This is a genomic window from Aliiroseovarius sediminis, from assembly GCF_022678485.1.
Taxonomy (GTDB): Bacteria; Pseudomonadota; Alphaproteobacteria; order Rhodobacterales; family Rhodobacteraceae; genus Aliiroseovarius; species Aliiroseovarius sediminis.
The window spans coordinates 116,920-134,321 of the sequence record NZ_JALBYP010000028.1 but is presented as its reverse complement, the minus strand read 5'-3'; the positions used below and the strand labels follow the sequence as shown (position 1 = coordinate 134,321).

The 17,402-nt window shown below is 59.3% G+C and carries 13 protein-coding genes, 2 tRNA genes and 1 pseudogene; 11 read left to right on the top strand and 5 right to left on the bottom strand.

The genetic code is table 11. The features are described from left to right. Together MN186_RS08940 and MN186_RS08935 are read right to left on the bottom strand one after the other, a co-directional pair. Positions 1 to 810 (bottom strand): annotated as a pseudogene (locus MN186_RS08940) (IS3 family transposase); the annotation flags it as partial. Between the two features lie 385 nt (positions 811 to 1,195). Continuing rightward, complete coding sequence (locus tag MN186_RS08935; protein WP_242114035.1) at positions 1,196 to 1,360, bottom strand: hypothetical protein; 165 nt, start codon at positions 1,358 to 1,360, stop codon at positions 1,196 to 1,198. A gap of 83 nt (positions 1,361 to 1,443) precedes the next feature. Between MN186_RS08935 and MN186_RS08930 the strand changes: the two genes are divergently transcribed. Genes MN186_RS08930 through MN186_RS08915 form a run of 4 tightly spaced genes read left to right on the top strand, consistent with a single transcriptional unit; the run spans position 1,444 to position 4,970 of the window. Then, positions 1,444 to 2,424, top strand: coding sequence for a glycosyltransferase family 2 protein (locus tag MN186_RS08930; protein ID WP_242114034.1), 981 nt, complete (start codon positions 1,444 to 1,446; stop codon positions 2,422 to 2,424). Between the two features lie 4 nt (positions 2,425 to 2,428). After that, the gene (locus tag MN186_RS08925) at positions 2,429 to 3,118 is read left to right on the top strand and encodes a class I SAM-dependent methyltransferase (RefSeq protein ID WP_242114033.1); all 690 of its coding nucleotides are present in this window, start codon (positions 2,429 to 2,431) and stop codon (positions 3,116 to 3,118) included. Further along, entirely contained in the window at positions 3,115 to 3,492 is a 378-nt protein-coding gene (locus MN186_RS08920) for a GtrA family protein (RefSeq protein WP_242114032.1), read from the top strand. The genes MN186_RS08925 and MN186_RS08920 overlap by 4 nt, the downstream gene beginning before the upstream one ends. Further along, positions 3,489 to 4,970: a hypothetical protein gene (locus tag MN186_RS08915; RefSeq protein WP_242114031.1), complete on the top strand. Its 1,482-nt coding sequence runs from the start codon at positions 3,489 to 3,491 to the stop codon at positions 4,968 to 4,970. The genes MN186_RS08920 and MN186_RS08915 overlap by 4 nt, the downstream gene beginning before the upstream one ends. Positions 4,971 to 5,455: 485 nt before the next feature. Here MN186_RS08915 and MN186_RS08910 read toward each other — a convergent pair. Then, positions 5,456 to 5,531 (bottom strand) — tRNA-Thr (locus tag MN186_RS08910). Positions 5,532 to 5,578: 47 nt separating this feature from the next. Next, positions 5,579 to 7,243, bottom strand: coding sequence for an ABC transporter permease (locus MN186_RS08905; protein WP_242114030.1), 1,665 nt, complete (start codon positions 7,241 to 7,243; stop codon positions 5,579 to 5,581). A gap of 86 nt (positions 7,244 to 7,329) precedes the next feature. On the opposite strand from MN186_RS08905, the gene MN186_RS08900 reads away from it, so the two are divergent. The 3 genes from MN186_RS08900 to MN186_RS08890 all read left to right on the top strand — a co-directional run bounded on the left by MN186_RS08900 (position 7,330) and on the right by MN186_RS08890 (position 12,761). Beyond that, on the top strand, positions 7,330 to 8,205 hold the full coding sequence (locus MN186_RS08900) for a hypothetical protein (protein ID WP_242114029.1): 876 nt from the start codon (positions 7,330 to 7,332) through the stop codon (positions 8,203 to 8,205). Positions 8,206 to 8,967: 762 nt separating this feature from the next. Continuing rightward, complete coding sequence (locus tag MN186_RS08895; RefSeq protein ID WP_242114028.1) at positions 8,968 to 10,866, top strand: ABC transporter ATP-binding protein; 1,899 nt, start codon at positions 8,968 to 8,970, stop codon at positions 10,864 to 10,866. Further along, entirely contained in the window at positions 10,863 to 12,761 is a 1,899-nt protein-coding gene (locus tag MN186_RS08890) for an ABC transporter ATP-binding protein (RefSeq protein WP_242114027.1), read from the top strand. The genes MN186_RS08895 and MN186_RS08890 overlap by 4 nt, the downstream gene beginning before the upstream one ends. Positions 12,762 to 13,174: 413 nt before the next feature. Here the strand turns inward: MN186_RS08890 and MN186_RS08885 are convergent. Next, positions 13,175 to 13,264 (bottom strand) — tRNA-Ser (locus tag MN186_RS08885). A 200-nt stretch (positions 13,265 to 13,464) separates the two neighbouring features. Between MN186_RS08885 and MN186_RS08880 the strand changes: the two genes are divergently transcribed. Genes MN186_RS08880 through MN186_RS08865 form a run of 4 tightly spaced genes read left to right on the top strand, consistent with a single transcriptional unit; the run spans position 13,465 to position 17,400 of the window. Then, a complete protein-coding gene (locus MN186_RS08880) occupies positions 13,465 to 14,325 on the top strand; it encodes an SPOR domain-containing protein (protein WP_242114026.1) in 861 nt (286 codons plus the stop codon). 55 nt (positions 14,326 to 14,380) lie between these two features. Beyond that, positions 14,381 to 15,625, top strand: coding sequence for a D-alanyl-D-alanine carboxypeptidase family protein (locus MN186_RS08875; protein WP_242114025.1), 1,245 nt, complete (start codon positions 14,381 to 14,383; stop codon positions 15,623 to 15,625). A gap of 9 nt (positions 15,626 to 15,634) precedes the next feature. Then, positions 15,635 to 16,273, top strand: a complete 639-nt coding sequence (tmk, locus tag MN186_RS08870; protein WP_242114024.1) for a dTMP kinase — start codon at positions 15,635 to 15,637, stop codon at positions 16,271 to 16,273. Then, the gene (locus tag MN186_RS08865) at positions 16,270 to 17,400 is read left to right on the top strand and encodes a DNA polymerase III subunit delta' (RefSeq protein ID WP_242114023.1); all 1,131 of its coding nucleotides are present in this window, start codon (positions 16,270 to 16,272) and stop codon (positions 17,398 to 17,400) included. Before tmk ends, MN186_RS08865 begins: the two co-directional genes overlap by 4 nt. Positions 17,401 to 17,402: the final 2 nt, after the last annotated feature.

Here is a 17,402-nt window from a genome sequence, read left to right as displayed (position 1 = left end):
CGTTGTCGGATACCACCATGCAAGGATAGCCCCGCATCTCGGCAATCCGATCCAGCTCCCTGGCGACACGGATGCCCGACAGCGACGTGTCGACCACCGAGGCCAGGCATTCCCGACTGAAGTCGTCGATCACGTTCAGGATACGGAACCTGCGCCCCTCGGAGAGCGTGTCGGAGACGAAGTCGAGCGACCACCGCTGGTTCAGCCACTGCGGGATTGCCATAGGTGCTCTGGTCCCAATCGCCCGCTTGCGTCCGCCCCGTTTACGCACTGTTAACCCTTCTTCGCGGTAGATCCGATAGAGCTTCTTCCAGTTCAGCTCCCAGCCCTCTCGTTTCAGCAGGATGTGCAGGCGCCGATAGCCGAACCGACGACGCTCAGCCGACAGTTCCCGCAGCCGCGCCCGCAGCGCCTTGTCCTCCGACAGCTTCGGTTGCCGCCGATATACACGCGGATCAATCCCAGCCAGGGCGCAGGCCCGCCGTTGGGTATAGCTCTTCTCCTTCATGGCCCAGTCCACGGCACGTCGCCTCGAACCGGGCCTCAGAAGTTTTTTCCCAGCATCTCCTTCAACGTCGCCACGTCGAGCATCTGCTCGGCAAGCATCTTCTTGAGCTTGGCGTTCTCGGCCTCCAGCATCTTCAGCCGCCGGGCGTCAGACACTTCCATGCCGCCATACTTCGAGCGCCACTTGTAAAACGTGGCGTCGCTGATCCCGTGCTTGCGGCACAGCTCCTTCGCACCAAGACCAGCTTGGTGCTCCTTCAATATGCCAATGATCTGCTCTTCGCTGAAACGGCTTCTCTTCATCGTCTGTCTCCTCAGTTGGAGAACAGGCTAACCTCAAAGCGAGGACTTTTCAGGGGAGCAGGTCACGGCCCACCAACCGCCTACGTAACGTTACCTTACATAGGAACGGTCAGAACACAGCAAGCGCCTTATGTTACGTTACATAGGGCGCTTGCCTAATGTGACGGTCAGCGTGTGGCGCGATAGGTGCCGGTGTCAATTTCGCTGAGGATCCGCTCGAAAGCGGCCTATCTCCGCAGTCGCGAACCAAGCTGGCAAGATAGCTTGAAGTCGACAATATAATAATGTTCTGATTGCGCTTTCCTCTGTCTCGCCGTAAGTCGGCTGCGAGCCAGAAGCTTTTGATACTGCACTACTAATGAGTGTCTTTAACAGTATACGTAGGTCACGCTACCACGAAACCTTCACCCCTGATTATTCCCAGATTGAGAGACGAAAGGCGGTCAATTTTGTGGTGGCCGAGTGCTTGGATCATCGGACCGAGGGCTGCGAACAACCGAAAACAATTGAGTTCTTTTTCAGCAATCAGCTTCTCTTCCGAAATAGTCATATTTTTGCCCCGTTCGCGTGTGATCAAAGAGAACTAAAGTAAAACTCTTTTCTCTTTAGACGATCTATAGGGCGGCAAATTTTATGGAAACGCTGGTCACATACAGTTTCGTAATTCCTTTCATGAACGAAGAGGATGTGCTCGACGCGCTTCTAGTGCGCATGACGGACCTAATGGGGGCACTGGACGGGCCTTGCGAAGTGATCTTCGTTGATGACGGCAGCCGCGATTCCGGGGCCGCAATCATCGCGGCAGCGGCCCGGCGCGATCCGCGCATGAAGCTCATCCGCCTGTCGCGCAACTTTGGCCATCAGATTGCGGTGACTGCGGGGCTGAACACCGCGCGGGGCAAGGCGGTCATCATCATGGACGCCGACCTTCAGGACCCACCCGAAGTGGTCCACGACCTTGTCGCGAAATGGAAGGAAGGCTACGAGATCGTCCACGCACAGCGGCGCGCCCGCGAAGGCGAGACGCGGTTCAAGAAGATGTCCGCAAACCTTTACTACCGGCTGCTGTCACGTCTCTCGTCGGTCGAGATCCCGCGCAACGTGGGGGATTTCCGTCTGGTGGACGCCAAGGTGGTCGAGGCCATCCGCTCGATGCCCGAGCGCGACCGTTACCTGCGCGGCATGTTCGCATGGGTCGGCTTCCGTCAGACCATCGTGCAGTTCGACCGCCCGCAGCGGTTTGCCGGCGAAACCAAGTACCCGCTGAAGAAGATGATGCGCCTCGCGATGGACGGAGTAATCGGATTTTCAGATGTCCCTCTCCGGCTCGCGCTCTGGCTGGGCGCGCTCGTGTCATTGGGGGCAATAACCTATGGCATCTACATCTTCGCCATCGCGCTTTTCACCGGTGGGCTGGTAGCGGGCTGGGCCTCGACAATCGTGGTGTTGTCCTTCCTGTCGGGGGTGAACCTGCTCATCAGTGGCGTGATCGGTCTTTATGTTGGGCGCATCCACAATGAGAGCAAAGAGCGCCCGCTCTATTTCATTTCCGAAAGCATCGGCATTACAGAGGCGGCGCGAATGCCGCAACCGAAATTGGTGTCCCGTGGTTAAAACGATGCAACCAGAATTCGACGCATATCGCGACAATTACGTGGACACGGTTGAGCAATCGATCAGTTTCTCGGGCCTGTCACACGACTTCTTCCAGAAATCTAAAGCGCTGATGATCCGTGACCTTCTGGCTCTACGGCTCGCACACCACCCCAAGCCAATACTTCTGGACGTGGGCTGCGGGATCGGAGCATTGCACCCGCTTCTTTCAGGCCTGTTTTCGTCGATCCACGGCGTGGACGTGTCAGGCGAAAGCATCGAGCGCGCGAAACTGGAGAACCCTCGCAACCTTTACGATACCTATGACGGCGAACGGCTACCCTTTGCAGACAACAGTTTCGACATGGTCCTGTCGATCTGCGTGATGCATCACGTACCGGTGGCCCAATGGACGCGTTTCATGGCCGAGCTCACTCGAGTGGTATTGCCCGGCGGCATGGTTTGCCTGATCGAACACAACCCGGTGAACCCGGGTACCCGGCTTTCGGTCGCGCGCTGTCCGTTCGACGAAGATGCGGTGCTGCTGAGCACCCGCAAGATGCGCGGGTACATGCGCCGCGCAGGGCTGGCTGAGGTGGCGACACGAAACTTTGTTTTCTTCCCGAGCAACCGTCCGAAGTTCCGGGCGTTAGAGCGGCGGCTGCATTGGTTGCCACTCGGCGCGCAATACGCCGCCATCGGAAGGGTCCAATGATTGAAAAACGTGTGATCGGCCAACTGGTGCGGTTCACGGGCATGGGTGTGGTAAATTCCGCACTCTACTTCGTGCTCGCAGCGGTATTCAGCGAGATCTTCGGCTTTGTCGCGCTTGCCGCCTCGGTGCTGGCCTATATAATCGCCGCCACCTTCGCCTATGTCGGCCACAAGTTCCTGACCTTCAGACAACCTGCCCACGCGCCCGACGAGATGACCCGCTTCGTCGCCGCCACGGGGATGGGCTTGTCGCTCGCCGCGCTTATCCCGATCTTGTTGGCCGGTCTTGCACCGATGACATCCTTCGTGACCGTGCTCGTGCTGGTGCCGGTCTGTTCTTTCCTCATGATGAAATTCTTTGTCTTCCGCACATGATCCGAGATCTCACCGCCCCCGCCATCATCATGGCCACCGCTGTTTACCTTTTATGGGGGACGCATCTGAGCCACGATATCAGTTGGTACCTGATTTCGACGGGCTGGTGGCTCGACGGGGTGCAGATCTATGCCGATATCCTAGAATTGAACCCGCCGCTGGCCTTCTATCTCACCGCGATCCCGGTATGGGTCGCGCGGGTGACGGGGCTTGCTCCGATGGCAACCTTCAAGGGCTTAGTGCTGGTACTCACTGCTTGCTCGTTGGTCCTGTCGCAAAGACTTCTGGCCCACGAAACGTGGCTTTCCCCGGCAGCACGACGTATTGTGCTTGCGATGGCGGCGGTTGGGCTTCTGCTCCTGCCAATCGGGGATTTCGGGCAGCGCGACCATCTGTTCACAATCCTGTTCTTGCCATTCCTCGTGATGAACCTGCTTTCCGAACCGGCAGCCCGGCCTGTACGCGCTGCGGTCGCGATGTGGGCAACCTTCGGCATCGCGCTCAAGCATTATTTCCTGCTTCTGCCCCTCGCGATCCTCGCCTACCAAGTGATCGCGGAGCGAAGTCTGCGACCAGCGTACAAGGTTGAATATCTAGTCATGGCGGCCATGCTGGTGCTTTATGTAGCGGCAGCTGTGATCCTGCATCCGGCTTATTTCGACAGCGTCGTGCCGCTTACGGTGCAGGTCTACGGCGCCTTCGACGTGCCATTTCTTTTCGCCCTATTCCGTGCAGGCTTTCTGATCCTAGTGCTCCTCATTGCGCTGGCGCTTCTTTTAATGAATAGGGCGCGGCCTCGGACGAACGCAGTGGCGGTGCTGACCGGCGCGGCGGCCATCGCAGTCTTCCTTATCCAATCGAAAGGCTGGAGCTATCAGCATATCCCCGCCAATCTTTACGTGGTAATGGCCGTGATCTGGACGGCGGTCACGCTTTCACAGACGCGGGAGCAGTGGTGGCCAACCGCCATCGCCGCCATGTCTGTAATGCTTCTTCTGGTTCCGGCATTGCGCAACGGGCCTTATCAAAGCCCCTTCGCCGAGGCCGTCGAGCCCTATTTCACCTGCCCACCGGGCGAGCGGAGTTTTCAGATCTTCAGCTCAACCGTATCCACGGGCTTTCCGTTAGCAAACCACGCCAAAGCCACCCCGGCCAACCGCGCGCCCACGCTTTGGCTTTTTCCCGGGGCAAGTTACCGGCTGAGCCTCACCGAAGATCCGGCAGAGCAGGCAATCTACCGCGCAACCCTCAAGGAAGCGCGTAAACGGGTGCTCATCGATTTTTTCCGGACCGCACCGCAGGTGGTGATCGTCGACGAAAGTCCGCAGAAAAAGTATTTTAATGGTGCGTCCTTCGACTACCTCGCCTATTTCAGCGAAGACAAAGAGTTCGCTGATGCTTGGCGTAACTATTCGCTCAAGGGTAACGTGGGGACTTATACCGTCTATGCCCGGGAAGGATGCGATCTGCCGGACTGATAAGGCGCACGCTCCGCTATGGCTTCGTATCTCCTACCACCTCCGGAGTTGAAATTAGCGCCTACGAGGATAAAGTGGCGGGGCAGCTTTTCGCCCGCATGTCCGCGAAATGGCAAGTCGCATTATCCAAGAAAAGAGCACAGCCGATAAGGAAGCCAACCTACGCCGATACCGTTTAGGAGCGTGAGAACCCGAGAGCTACAGCTACACGATACCATAATTTACCTTGATCATTCGGCTGGGTTCAGACTTCAGATATTATCGGCTGTATTTGAGGCTATGGCTTATTCCTTGCTAGAAATACCTACCTCGGACATCGCTCAACCAGCATTGCGCCACCTGTTTTTTCCGTGTAGCCGAATCTATTTCTTGACCGTATCGCGCTTGCCACAGCCCAAAACCTGCTTCCGATATGCTTCCGGATTTTTCCAGCTCATTTTCGCTGCATCGCAGAATCGCGTAAATCATTGATATTATTGATGAAATGGTGCCCCCACACGGACTCGAACCGCGGACCTACTGATTACAAATCAGTTGCTCTACCAGCTGAGCTATAGGGGCCTTGATGGGCGTTTACGGGGTTCTGTCGCCGGGTTCAAGCAAAAGGTTCAGGGGCGGCTTGCGCGGGCCATCAGGGCGACCGCGCAAAGGCCTACGGCAATCACCATCAGGGCTGGGGGTGCGGCTTGGCCCAGTTGTTCGAGCGACGCTTGCTCATACACGCGGGTGGCCAGTGTGCCATAGTTGAAGGGCCGCAGCAGCAGAGTTGCCGGCAGCTCTTTTACGCTGTCGACAAAGACCAATAACAAAGCTGTCCCGACGGAATTACGGATCAAGGGGACATAGACTGCCGACAGCGCGCCGCGCGCGGATCGTCCCAGTGATCGCGCCGCCATCGGCAGGTTGGGCGACACCCGTTCAATCGCGGCGTCCGCCGCCCCTTGGGCAATGGCGAAAAAGCGCACGCAATAGGCATAAATCACTGCAAAGGCCGTGCCTGTCATCAACAGGCCAGGGTCCCAGCCCGTCACCGCCAGCACCCCGTCGGCCAGCGCATTGTCCGTAGCCGCCATCGGAATCAGGATGCCAATACCAAGCACGGCGCCGGGCGCGGCATAGCCCACAGTGGTCAGGGGCATCAGCTTGCGTGGCAGTGCGTAACCCGATAGGCGCACGCCATAAACAAGAAACAGCGCCGCCGTCACGGTCACAACGGCCGCGATACCGCCCACGGTCAACGTATGCCATAGCGCGGATAGAAGCCCGTTTGACAACCAGTATTCCGGTTTGGCGATGGCATGAGACATCAAGACCGAAACCGGTAAAACAAAGCCCAGCACAAACGGAATTGCGCAAGCGATCAGTGCGGCAATGCCAGGCCAGAAGGCCAGCGCACGGGCTTCAACCGGGCGGCTTTGGCGTGACATGCGATAAAATCGACTGCGTGAACGGCTGATTTTCTCAAGCGCAGCAAGGACGAACACGAAAACCAGGATGACCAGAGCAATTTGCGCTGCCCCTCCCGCGTTGTGACTTTCCAGCCAGACGGTGAAAATCCCGGTGGTCAGGGTTTGCACCGCGAAATAATCGACCACGCCGAAATCCGACACCGTCTCCATCATCACAATTGCGACTCCGGCTGCGATGGCGGGGCGGGCCAGCGGCATACCGACCTTCCAAAATCGCGCGAAGGGGCCTGCGCCCAGCGCGCGGGCAACCTCATACGCGTCGCCCGATTGTTCGCGGAACGCGGCGCGTGCCAGCAGGAAGACATAAGGATTCAGCGCGGCTGCCAGCACCACCACCGCCGCCCAGCGCGACCGGATCTGCGGAAACCAGTAATCGGCGGCGTTTTCCCACCCGAACAGTGCGCGCAGGCCGGTTTGCACCGGTCCCGCATATTCCAGAAAATCGACCAAAGCATAAGCGCCGACATAGGCGGGGATTGCCAGTGGCGTCAGCAAGAGCCATTCCAGCCAGCGGGCGCCGGGAAAACGATACATCGTGATCAACCACGCCGACCCGGTGCCAACCGCCGCAGACAGCGCCCCCACCGACGCACAAAGCACCAGCGTATTGGTGACATAGCGCGGAAGCGCTGTGTTCAGCAGGTGTGGCCAAGCGTTTTCCGCAGGCGTCATGGCAAGCCAGACAATCGACAGGATCGGCAATAAAACCAGCAGAGCGATCGCCATTGCCCCCACTGACCACAGGTCCGGCAGTCGAATAGAACGGCGCACGGCCGCAATCTGAGTCTTTTGGTCGGTCATCATACGCCCGTTTAGCCTGAAACAGGTTTAACTGTCCAGAAATCCACCATATGTTTTATCGGGTCGAGGGAAGTAAGGGCCAGATCTGAATGCAAATCTCTATCCATCTTGGTGCGCATTGCACGGATGACGACCAATTGGTCAAGTCGCTGCTGAAAAATAGCGGGGCACTGGCCAAACGCGGCGTGGCGGTGCCGGGCCCGGGACGGTATCGCGGACTTCTGGCGGATGCGCTGGTGAAGTTGCAGGGCGCGCGTGCAGATAACGATACACAAGACATGCTTCTGGACGCGTTCATCGACCAATCCGACATCCGGCGGTTGGTTTTGGGGCACAAGAATTTTTTGGGTGCGCCGCACCGGTCCATCGAACATAATCAACTTTACCATTTGGCCCAGCGCAATTCCGCTTGGATGCGCAACTTATTCGCCAATCACGAGGTCAGCTTTTTCATCGGCATTCGCAACCCGGCCACCTTTGTGCCGGCAATCCTGAACGACCTGCCCGCGCCCGCACGCGACCCCCTTTTGGCCCAGCTTGATCCGCGTGGCTTGTTCTGGTCCGATGCGCTTCACGCTATTCGAGACGCCAACCCGACCACGCCAATCACCGTGTGGTGCAACGAAGACACGCCGCTTCTTTGGCCGGAAATCATGCAGATCATCAGCGGTGTGGACGAAGATCTGCCCCTGCGCGGCACGTTGGATATTCTGCGCCCCATCATGAACCCGGACGGGTTCGAACGGATGCATGATTATCTGACCCAAACCGAGATCCCCAGCCACGCACAACGCCGCCGGGTGATCGCGACCTTTCTGGAAAAGTACGCCCTACCCGACGAGATCGAGCAAGAAATTGATCTTCCTGGCTGGACCGAGGATCTGATTGACGACCTGACCGAAGCTTATGACGAAGACATGAACGAGATCGTGCAGATCCCCAGCGTCCACCTTCTGATCGCCTGACCGCGCGATGCACGGCCCCCATAAACGTGATCGCCCGCCGGAATGACAGGTGGTGCCGCAACATCAGAGAGGCAGGTCACATGCCCCGCGCGTCCCTATACATCTCATGAACGGTTGCATGTTGGGCAGGCAACTCAGAAAAATAACTATAACATTGAAACCGTCTCATTCAGAACTGCCGCGCACAAGGCACCCTTGGACGTGTCTTTTGCGTCCACCTGTGGTGATGCATCCTTTTCCGCCTGCGCCGCTTCGATCATACGCGATTGTTTCAATGCGGCGCGCAACCCGGTCGCCAAAAAACTGGACCCAGCCACATGTCCGTTTCGGAGCTACCAACAGGCCGGATTATGCAAGGACGGTGTCCGACATGATTTTCATACCCGGGCCGCGCATGTATTGACCGCCGCCGATAGCCATAAAAGGCAGGAACCGACATCCGCCACCTTGTGGACCTGTGGGGCTGAAGAAGACACCACCCGAGGCATGAGCCACAACCGCGCAGATGGTGTTCGACAATCAAGGCGGTGGCGGCCAGGAGATGCAAACAGAAACTGCGCTCGGCCCATTGACCTCTCTGCGCAGAGCTTCATACTTGGCGCTGGTCACCGCTTCGCTGCGGTCCGGTCTTTGCCGGCATTGTCCTTTTCCGATAGTAAGCACAGCCTGCGTGACTGCGCGTGATTCATATGACTTTCCGGGCTTCCGCGCGCCCGGCCACTCCAAGAGGCTGCCGAGAGTTTTCGCGGCAGAAGCACTGCCATGACCGATACGTCCGACACCGATACGTCCGACACCGATACGTCCGACACCGATACGTCCGACACCGCGACATCGCCGACCCCGCACGGGCGGGACCGCGTGCTGCGCCGCACCGCCGCGATTGACCGCGACAAGGGGCGCGAGGCGGTTTTGCGGATCACGCGCATGACTTTACAGTATCCGGCGCGCGTGGCCGTGGCATTGATCGCAACCGTCGCCGCCGTGTTGACACAGTTGAGCATCCCGGTGCTGTTGGGTCGCGCGGTGGATCAAACACAGGCCGTGGCCGATGGCACGGGCGGGGCCGATATGCTGTGGACAACGGCTCTGATCCTTCTGGCGGTCAGTGTGGCACGCGGGCTGTTCACCCTGATACAGAACTACACGGCTGAATCGGTAGGTCATGCGCTGGCCTATGATCTGCGGCGTGCCATCTATGACAAGATTCAACGTCTGCCCTTCTCGTTCCATGACCGGGCGCATTCGGGTGATCTGATCACCGTCGGGATGCTGGACCTCGAAGGGGTGCGGATGTATTTTTCGACCGCGCTGGTGCGAACGGTGCTTCTGGTTTTGCTGATCGGTATCGGTGCATGGCTGCTGCTTTCGACCGACCTTCTGCTGGGGCTTCTGGCGCTGTCGTTCGTGCCATTCGCCGCTTGGCGCAGTTCCGTCACTCAGCTGACGCTGAGGCGCACGTGGCTTTTGTTACAGGAGCGGCTGGGCGTGCTGAGTCAGGTGATGGAGGAAAACCTCGCCGGGATCCGCGTTGTGCGTGCCTTTGCAGCCGCCGATCATGAATTGGCCAAGTTCGACCGGGCATCCAACGATGCGCTTAAGCTCAGCTATAGCCGGATCGACACGCGGGTGAACAGCTCGGCTATAATGACACTTGCATTTTTTGCCGCGATGGGGCTGGTCCTGCTGGTGGGTGGCCGGCAGGTGGCGGCCGGGGAAATCAGCATTGGCGCGCTTACCACGTTTCTGACGTTCATGACGCTCTTGCAAATGCCAGTGCGTCAGTTGGGGCTGATGGTCAATGCGTTTGCCCGTGCCTCAACCTGTGGCGCGCGCCTTTTTGCTCTGCTCGACATGCCTCTGGAGGTGGACGACGCCCCGGATGCAAGCGATCTGAAGGTGACAGAGGGCACGCTGCGGCTGGACAATGTCGGCTTTACCTATACCGGAGAGGGACAGGCAGTTTCGAACATCAGCTTTGAGGCGCGGCGCGGTGAAACCATCGGCATCGTCGGCCCGCCCGGGTCGGGCAAGAGCACGTTGATGCACCTTATTCCGCGATATTATGACGTGGACGAGGGCGCGATTACCATCGACGGGCAGGATATCCGTGACGCCACGCTGTCTTCGGTGCGTCGCGCGGTGGCTGTAGTGCAGCAAGATGCCTTCCTGTTCACCACCACCATCGAAAACAACCTTGCTTACGGCGACCCTTACGCTGCGGATGCGCAGATCCGCGAGGCCAGCGCCTCGGCGCAGCTTCACGATTACGTGGACAGCCTGCCTGAGCAGTATGACACCATCGTGGGGGAACGGGGTGTTTCGCTGTCCGGCGGACAGCGCCAACGACTGTCGATAGCCCGCACCCTGATGTTAAAGCCGGCTGTGCTGATCTTTGATGATTCCACCGCTGCCATCGACGCGGGCACCGAAGGGCGCATCCGCCACGCCCTGCGCGACTATGCCGAAGACCGGGTGACACTGATCGTGGCGCACCGTCTGGGCAGCCTGAAACATGCTGACCGTATCCTTTTTCTGGACAAGGGGCGCATTGTTGAACAAGGCACCCACGACGAATTGCTGGCCCTGAACGGCCGTTATAGCGCTTTGCATGACCTGCAAACCAACCCCGACACAAAGATTCCAGAGGCCGCGCAATGAGTCATATCAACGCCAACCCCGAACCGCAGGAACGGCATGACGACGGCCGCCCACGCGCACCGCGCGCCGTGGTTGGATCTCACCGGATCGAAGAGGAAATCTTTGGCCGTGCCTTCGATGGCCGCGTGGTGCGGCGGATCTGGGCGTTCGTGCGCCCCTACAGGCGGCAGGTTGCCATCTCGGTCACCGCGGTCATGGTCTTTACCGCGATGCAACTGGCGATCCCGCTGGTGATCCGCTACGCTATCGACGATGGGATGGCTCCGGATGCCGCTCCCGGCACGCTGGCACTGATCGTTGCGATCTTTGCGGCGGTGATTGGGGTCAACTACGTCGCATCGCGCCTGCAAGAGGGCGTAACCGGTCGCGTGGCCGAGAACGTGCTTTTCGACATTCGCCGCCAGATGTTTGCCCACCTGCAAAGGGTGTCGCTGTCGTTCATGGACAAGACCGAAGTGGGTCGCCTGATGAGCAGGCTTCAAGGCGACGTCAACTCGATGCAGGAATTTCTCGAAAGCTCGATTTTATCGGTGGGCGACATCCTGTTGCTGTTCGGGATCGTGTTCGTGATGCTCTGGCTTGACTGGCAGTTGGGGCTGCTGGTGCTCGCCATGCTGCCCGTCCTTTTCATTGTGCGGGTGGTGTGGCTGACGCGTGCGCGTGCGGCCTTCATGGCCGCGCATGAAGCAAATTCAATCACCAACGGGGCCTTGGCCGAGGCGATCCATGGCGTGCGCGCCGTGCAGGGGATGGATCGCGGGGGACTGAACTACGACCTTTACGCTGATCTCGCCCGCGACAACTATCGCAAACACCTGCGGTCGTCGCGGATGGCGCAGGTTATGGTGCCGGTCGTCGACACATTGACCGGCATCGCCATGGCCGCGGTCGTGGTGGTGGGCGGTGCAATGGTTGCGTCAGACCGGATCGAGATCGGCGTGATGGTCGCGTTCCTGTTCTATATTCAGCGTTTCTTTGACCCGATCCGTTCGCTGACAATGCAGTATTCAGTGATGCAGCGCGCCATGGCCTCGGGGCACCGCCTGACCGAAGTGCTGGACGTCGAAGTGTCGGTAGAGGATGCGCCGGATGCCGTGGCACTGGGGCCGGATGATGATGCCTCGGTCGAATTTCGCGACGTAACGTTCGGCTACGACCCGAACCACCCTGTCTTGCATGATGTGAACCTGTCAGCCAAATCGGGCGAGACCGTCGCGCTGGTCGGGCCCACCGGCTCGGGCAAGTCAAGCTGCATGGCGCTGATCCACCGCTTCTATGACGTGCAAAAGGGCGCCGTAATGGTTGGCGGACATGACGTGCGCGACGTGACGCAAGAGAGCCTTGGGCGTCATATCGCAATGGTCCTGCAAGAGCCGTTCCTGTTCACCGGCACCGTAATGGACAACATTCGCTATGCGTCGCATTGGGCCAGCGACGATGAGGTGATCGAGGCGACCAAGGCGGTTGGTGCGCATGATTTCGTCATGGAACTGGCCGGCGGCTACGACGCGATGCTGGACGAACGCGGCGGCAACCTCAGCCTCGGTCAGCGCCAGTTGATCAGCTTTGCGCGCGCACTGGTGGCGGATGCGCGCATCCTGGTGCTGGACGAAGCGACAGCCAATATCGACAGCTATACTGAGTTGCAGATTCAGAAGGCGTTGCAGACCCTCCTCAAAGGGCGCACCGGGTTGGTAATCGCACACCGGCTGGCCACCATCCGCAATGCCGACCGCATCGTCGTGCTGCAACAGGGACGGGTTGTGGAAGAAGGCGATCATTATGCCTTGATGGATCGAAACGGCCTTTACGCCAGCCTCTACGACAAAAACTACGCAAGCTTTGACGATTTGCCGAACAATTTCACACAAGAGCAGCGTGCGCGCGCGACCTGAGCGGTGCGAAGGCGATGACCTGCCACCGGGTTTTCCTTTATGACAGATTTGGGTTCGAACCAAAAAATGGACAGAAAATAAGGCGATCTAGACACAACGAAGCGCAGATCATTCATTATTTGGCAGGACATCGCGTAGCAATACCCCGAGAGGGGCAATACCGCTTCAAATTCGGCGATTAACTATCTGTCCGGTGCTCTCACAGCCATCATCAATGGCCATAAACAGAGCGGCAAAAATCAGCTTCTCTCGCGGAACTTCAAGAGTTGAAGCAGCGCATACGAATTGCTCCGTAACTCATAAGCAATACAAGGCATACAATGTCACAAGCCCATACCAAGGGGGTAAACTGGGGGTGTGAAGTTTTCGACCCGTGAAACTTCTTTTCTTATCCAATCCTTAAAAAAAGCTGTTGGCGGAGGAGGTGGGATTCGAACCCACGGTAGACTTTCACCTACGTCGGTTTTCAAGACCGGTGCATTCAACCACTCTGCCACTCCTCCGACGAGGCGAGAGATAAACGTGATGTTGCGATTCTGAAAGCATGTTTTCGCGGGCTGGTTTTTGCCAACTGAAAGATCACCTTACGCGAGAGCCTTTTCACATGCGCGATGTGTCGTTAGACTGCGCCGATAAGCGGGAGAGATACCCGACGGCAGAGCGGACGCGGGCATCAGGCCCGCAGGACAACTAGGGGCAAGACATGGCAAGCAAGACCACTCTGAAAGTGGCCATGGCGTTGGGCAGCGCGTTGATATTGACGGGCTGCGACGACACCAACCTTCCCGCATTCATGAAAAACGGCAATAAGGAAGCTGCATCGTCAACGCGCGCATCAAAGGCCGGGCAGGCAGGCGAACGCGATGTGGAAGCGCCCGAGATATTTCAGGTCGCCGAAAAGGGCCTTTGGGACGGTCGCCCCAGCTTGGGCGGTGTCTGGGTCGCGCACCCGGATGCGACGGACCCCGAACGGGTGATTATCCGAAATCAGTCCAATAACAAATCCGTTGTGGGCGCTCTATTCCGGCGCGAACGGGCCGTGCCGGGCCCTCGGTTTCAGGTGTCATCAGACGCTGCCTCGACCCTTGGGATGCTGGCAGGTGCGCCGGTCGAACTGAGCGTGACTGCCCTGCGCAAAGAGGAAATTATCGAAACCCCAGATGACGCACCTGACGATACCGACGAGACCACCGGCGCAATTGAACAAAGTACGCTGGACGATCCAATCGCTGCCGCCAAAACCGCTCTGGACAAGGCCGAAGCCACACAGTCCGCCAAGCCGCGCAAGACGCCTGCCGCGCAACCTGCACCCGCCCCAAAACAAACTGCGCTGTCCAAGCCCTATATTCAAATCGGCATCTTTTCGGTCGAAGGCAACGCGCAACGCACAGTCGACGAGATGCAAAAGGCTGGCATGGCAGCTATCCTCAAGCCGGGATCATCGAACGAAAAAACTTTTTGGCGGGTGCTGGTCGGCCCTGCAAATACGAAGGCTGAACAATCAGCATTGCGCGAAAAAGTGGTCGGGCTTGGGTTTACAGATGCCTATGCCGTGACCAATTGATGCCGATAACCCCAACTGACGCCCTCGACGGGCCAACAAGAGGACCGAGTTCGCGATGCGTTTTCGTCTGACCGTGTTCATCCCCACCCTGATCGCCATACTGATCGCCGCCAGCCTTCCCGCCCGCGCCTTTGAAACGCGCGCCAGTTCGGCCTATGTGCTGGATATCAACACTGGCACTGTCCTGATGGAAAAAAACGCCGAGATACCTCTGCCCCCGGCGTCGATGTCCAAGCTGATGACCATCACCCTGCTTTACGAAGCATTGGCCGATGGGCGCGTGACGATGAGCACCCCGTTCGGCGTGTCGGAAAAAGCCGCCGCGACCGGCGGATCGACCATGTTTCTGGAACGCACTGATCGGCCAACCGTCGAAGATCTGATCCAAGGCATCATCGTTCAATCAGGCAATGACGCCTGCGTGGTCGTCGCCGAGGGGCTGGCAGGCACCGAAGCCGCCTTTGCCCGCATGATGACCGAACGCGCGCGCGATCTGGGGATGGAAAACTCCAGCTTCGGTAACTCGTCTGGTTGGCCGCACCCGATGCAGCGCATGTCGATGAAAGACCTCGCGATTCTGGCCCGTCACATCATCGTCGATTTCCCGGATTACTATCACTATTTCGGACAGTCGGAATACCATTACAAAGGCCGTGCGCCCGACAACCGGTTCAACCGAAACCCGCTTTTGGATCTTGGAATCGGGGCAGATGGCCTAAAGACAGGCCACACGCAGGAAGCAGGCTATGGCCTTGTTGGCTCAGCCCGTCAGGGCGACCGTCGGATCGTGTTTGTGATCTCGGGCATGAACTCGGAAAAAGAGCGCGCGGAAGAAGCCGAGGCAATCGTCAACTGGGCGTTCCGCCAGTTTGCTATGAAAACCACCGCGAAGGGCGGTGAACGCTTGGCGGTCGCTGATGTCTGGCTGGGTGCGCAGGATACGGTCGGGCTGGTCCCGGCGGAAGATGTCAACCTGCTGATCCCGGCTGTGCAACGCGACGGCATTTCGGCTGAAATCAAGTGGGACGGTCCGATTCCGGCCCCCATCGCGCAAGGTCAGGAACTCGCGCAGATGATCGTCAGCCGCGATGGGCTGAACGACACGGTCGTGCCCCTTTATGCTGAAGAAGGCGTGGGCAATGCAGGGTTCGGAAAGCGGTTGATGGTCGCGGCCGAGCGTGTGCTGGCCTTGGCCATGGGCAATGACGCGCCGCCAGCCGCTATTCAACCCATCCCCTCGCCATCCGAGGATACTGAACCTGAAACCGCACCCGCCGACCCCGCCCCGGCCAGCAATTGATACCGGCGCATGAGCGGGTTTTTCATCAGTTTCGAAGGTATCGACGGCTCGGGCAAATCCACCCAGGCCAAGCTTTTGGCGCGCGCGCTTGAAGACAAGGGCCGTGACGTTATCCTGACCCGTGAACCGGGCGGCAGTCCGGGGGCCGAGGAAATCCGGCGGCTGGTGCTGGAAGGCGACCCTGATCGCTGGTCCGCTCAGACCGAACTGTTGCTCTTCACTGCGGCGCGGCGTGACCATCTGGAACGGCTGATCGACCCCGCCTTACAGGCGGGCAAGATCGTCATAACGGACCGTTTCGCCGACAGCACACGCATATATCAGGGCACCCGGTCGGGCGATCTGCGCGCCATGGTGGACAAGTTGCACGAGTTGATGATTGCTCGGGAACCCGACCTGACCTTTCTGATCGACATGGACCCTGACACCGGTCTTGCGCGCGCCAAAGGTCGCGGCGGCACCGAGGAACGGTTCGAAGATTTCGGCGCCGATCTGCAACGCAAGATGCGCGCTGGGTTTCTGGACCTTGCCCGACAAGCCCCCGACCGGTTTCGGGTGATCGACGGCAGCCGCGACATCGACACGGTGGCCGCGGATGTGCTGGACGCCGCCCGCGCGGCCCTGCCCAAGGCCCCGACCGACGCATGAGCGCCAATCCAGACGATATCCCCCAATCCGACCGGATCGACGGCGCCCCCCACCCGCGCGAGGCCGCCCAGCTGATCGGACAGGACGCTGCCGAAGCCGCGTTTCTAACCGCCTTCAACTCGGACCGCTTGCATCACGGCTGGCTGATCACCGGACCCCGCGGTGTTGGAAAGGCGACGCTGGCCTGGCGCATTGCACGCTTCCTGCTGGCCACCCCCCCGGATGATGGCGGCATGTTTGCACCACCTGCCCCATCCAGCCTTGACGTGCCTGCCGATGATCCGGTTGCGCGCCGCATTCAGGCCTTGTCCGAACCCGGCCTTTTTCTGCTGCGCCGCCCATGGGATGACAAGAACAAGCGGCTGAAAGGCGACATCACCGTGGACGAAGTGCGCAAGCTGAAGCACTTCTTCGCGCTGTCCTCGGCAGGCGGCGGGCGTCGGGTTGTGATCGTCGATGTAGCGGACGAGATGAACACATCCGCCGCAAACGCTCTTCTGAAACTGCTTGAGGAACCGCCCGAAGGCGCCGTGCTTCTTTTGATCAGCCACCAGCCCTCGCGCCTGTTGCCGACGATCCGATCGCGCTGTCGCGAATTGCGTCTGGCTCCGCTGGCGCCCACGGATCTGGCACTGGTGATGGCGGGGCTTGATGAAACCCCCTCGGCGGATGATACGCTGCGGCTGGGTGAACTGGCGGCGGGGTCTGCGGGCGATGCGCTGAGGCTTCAACATCTTGGTGGACTTCAGACATATGCCGAGCTGGTCCAGATATTCTCGGCCCCGCGCGACTATGACAGGTCGCGCGCGCTGAAGCTGGCGAACAGTGCGGTGGGCAAAGCCAATGCGGACCGGTTCGACCTGATCCTGCGCCTGCTGGATCTGTTCCTGGCCCGACTGGCGCGCCACGGCGCAGGCCTTCCCCCGCACGCCGAAGCCGCAGCGGGCGAGGCCGCTTGCCTTGCTCGCCTGTCGCCCGGCCCCAATGCCGCCCGCGCATGGGCCGGTTTGCAACAGGAATTATCGGCCCGTGCCGGTCACGGACGGGCGGTCAACCTTGACCCTGCCGCGCTCATCCTTGATATGGTTTTCAAGATCAACGAGACGGCGGCACGCCAAGCCGCCTGAGG

Coding starts and splice junctions, on each gene's coding strand:
- MN186_RS08865 (WP_242114023.1), top strand. CDS start 16,270: ATGAGCGCCAATCCAGACGATATCCCCCAATCCGACCGGATCGACGGC.
- MN186_RS08925 (WP_242114033.1), top strand. CDS start 2,429: ATGCAACCAGAATTCGACGCATATCGCGACAATTACGTGGACACGGTT.
- MN186_RS08935 (WP_242114035.1), bottom strand. CDS start 1,360: ATGACTATTTCGGAAGAGAAGCTGATTGCTGAAAAAGAACTCAATTGT.
- MN186_RS08880 (WP_242114026.1), top strand. CDS start 13,465: ATGGCAAGCAAGACCACTCTGAAAGTGGCCATGGCGTTGGGCAGCGCG.
- MN186_RS08915 (WP_242114031.1), top strand. CDS start 3,489: ATGATCCGAGATCTCACCGCCCCCGCCATCATCATGGCCACCGCTGTT.
- MN186_RS08875 (WP_242114025.1), top strand. CDS start 14,381: ATGCGTTTTCGTCTGACCGTGTTCATCCCCACCCTGATCGCCATACTG.
- MN186_RS08895 (WP_242114028.1), top strand. CDS start 8,968: ATGACCGATACGTCCGACACCGATACGTCCGACACCGATACGTCCGAC.
- MN186_RS08930 (WP_242114034.1), top strand. CDS start 1,444: ATGGAAACGCTGGTCACATACAGTTTCGTAATTCCTTTCATGAACGAA.
- MN186_RS08905 (WP_242114030.1), bottom strand. CDS start 7,243: ATGATGACCGACCAAAAGACTCAGATTGCGGCCGTGCGCCGTTCTATT.
- tmk (WP_242114024.1), top strand. CDS start 15,635: ATGAGCGGGTTTTTCATCAGTTTCGAAGGTATCGACGGCTCGGGCAAA.
- MN186_RS08920 (WP_242114032.1), top strand. CDS start 3,115: ATGATTGAAAAACGTGTGATCGGCCAACTGGTGCGGTTCACGGGCATG.
- MN186_RS08890 (WP_242114027.1), top strand. CDS start 10,863: ATGAGTCATATCAACGCCAACCCCGAACCGCAGGAACGGCATGACGAC.
- MN186_RS08900 (WP_242114029.1), top strand. CDS start 7,330: ATGCAAATCTCTATCCATCTTGGTGCGCATTGCACGGATGACGACCAA.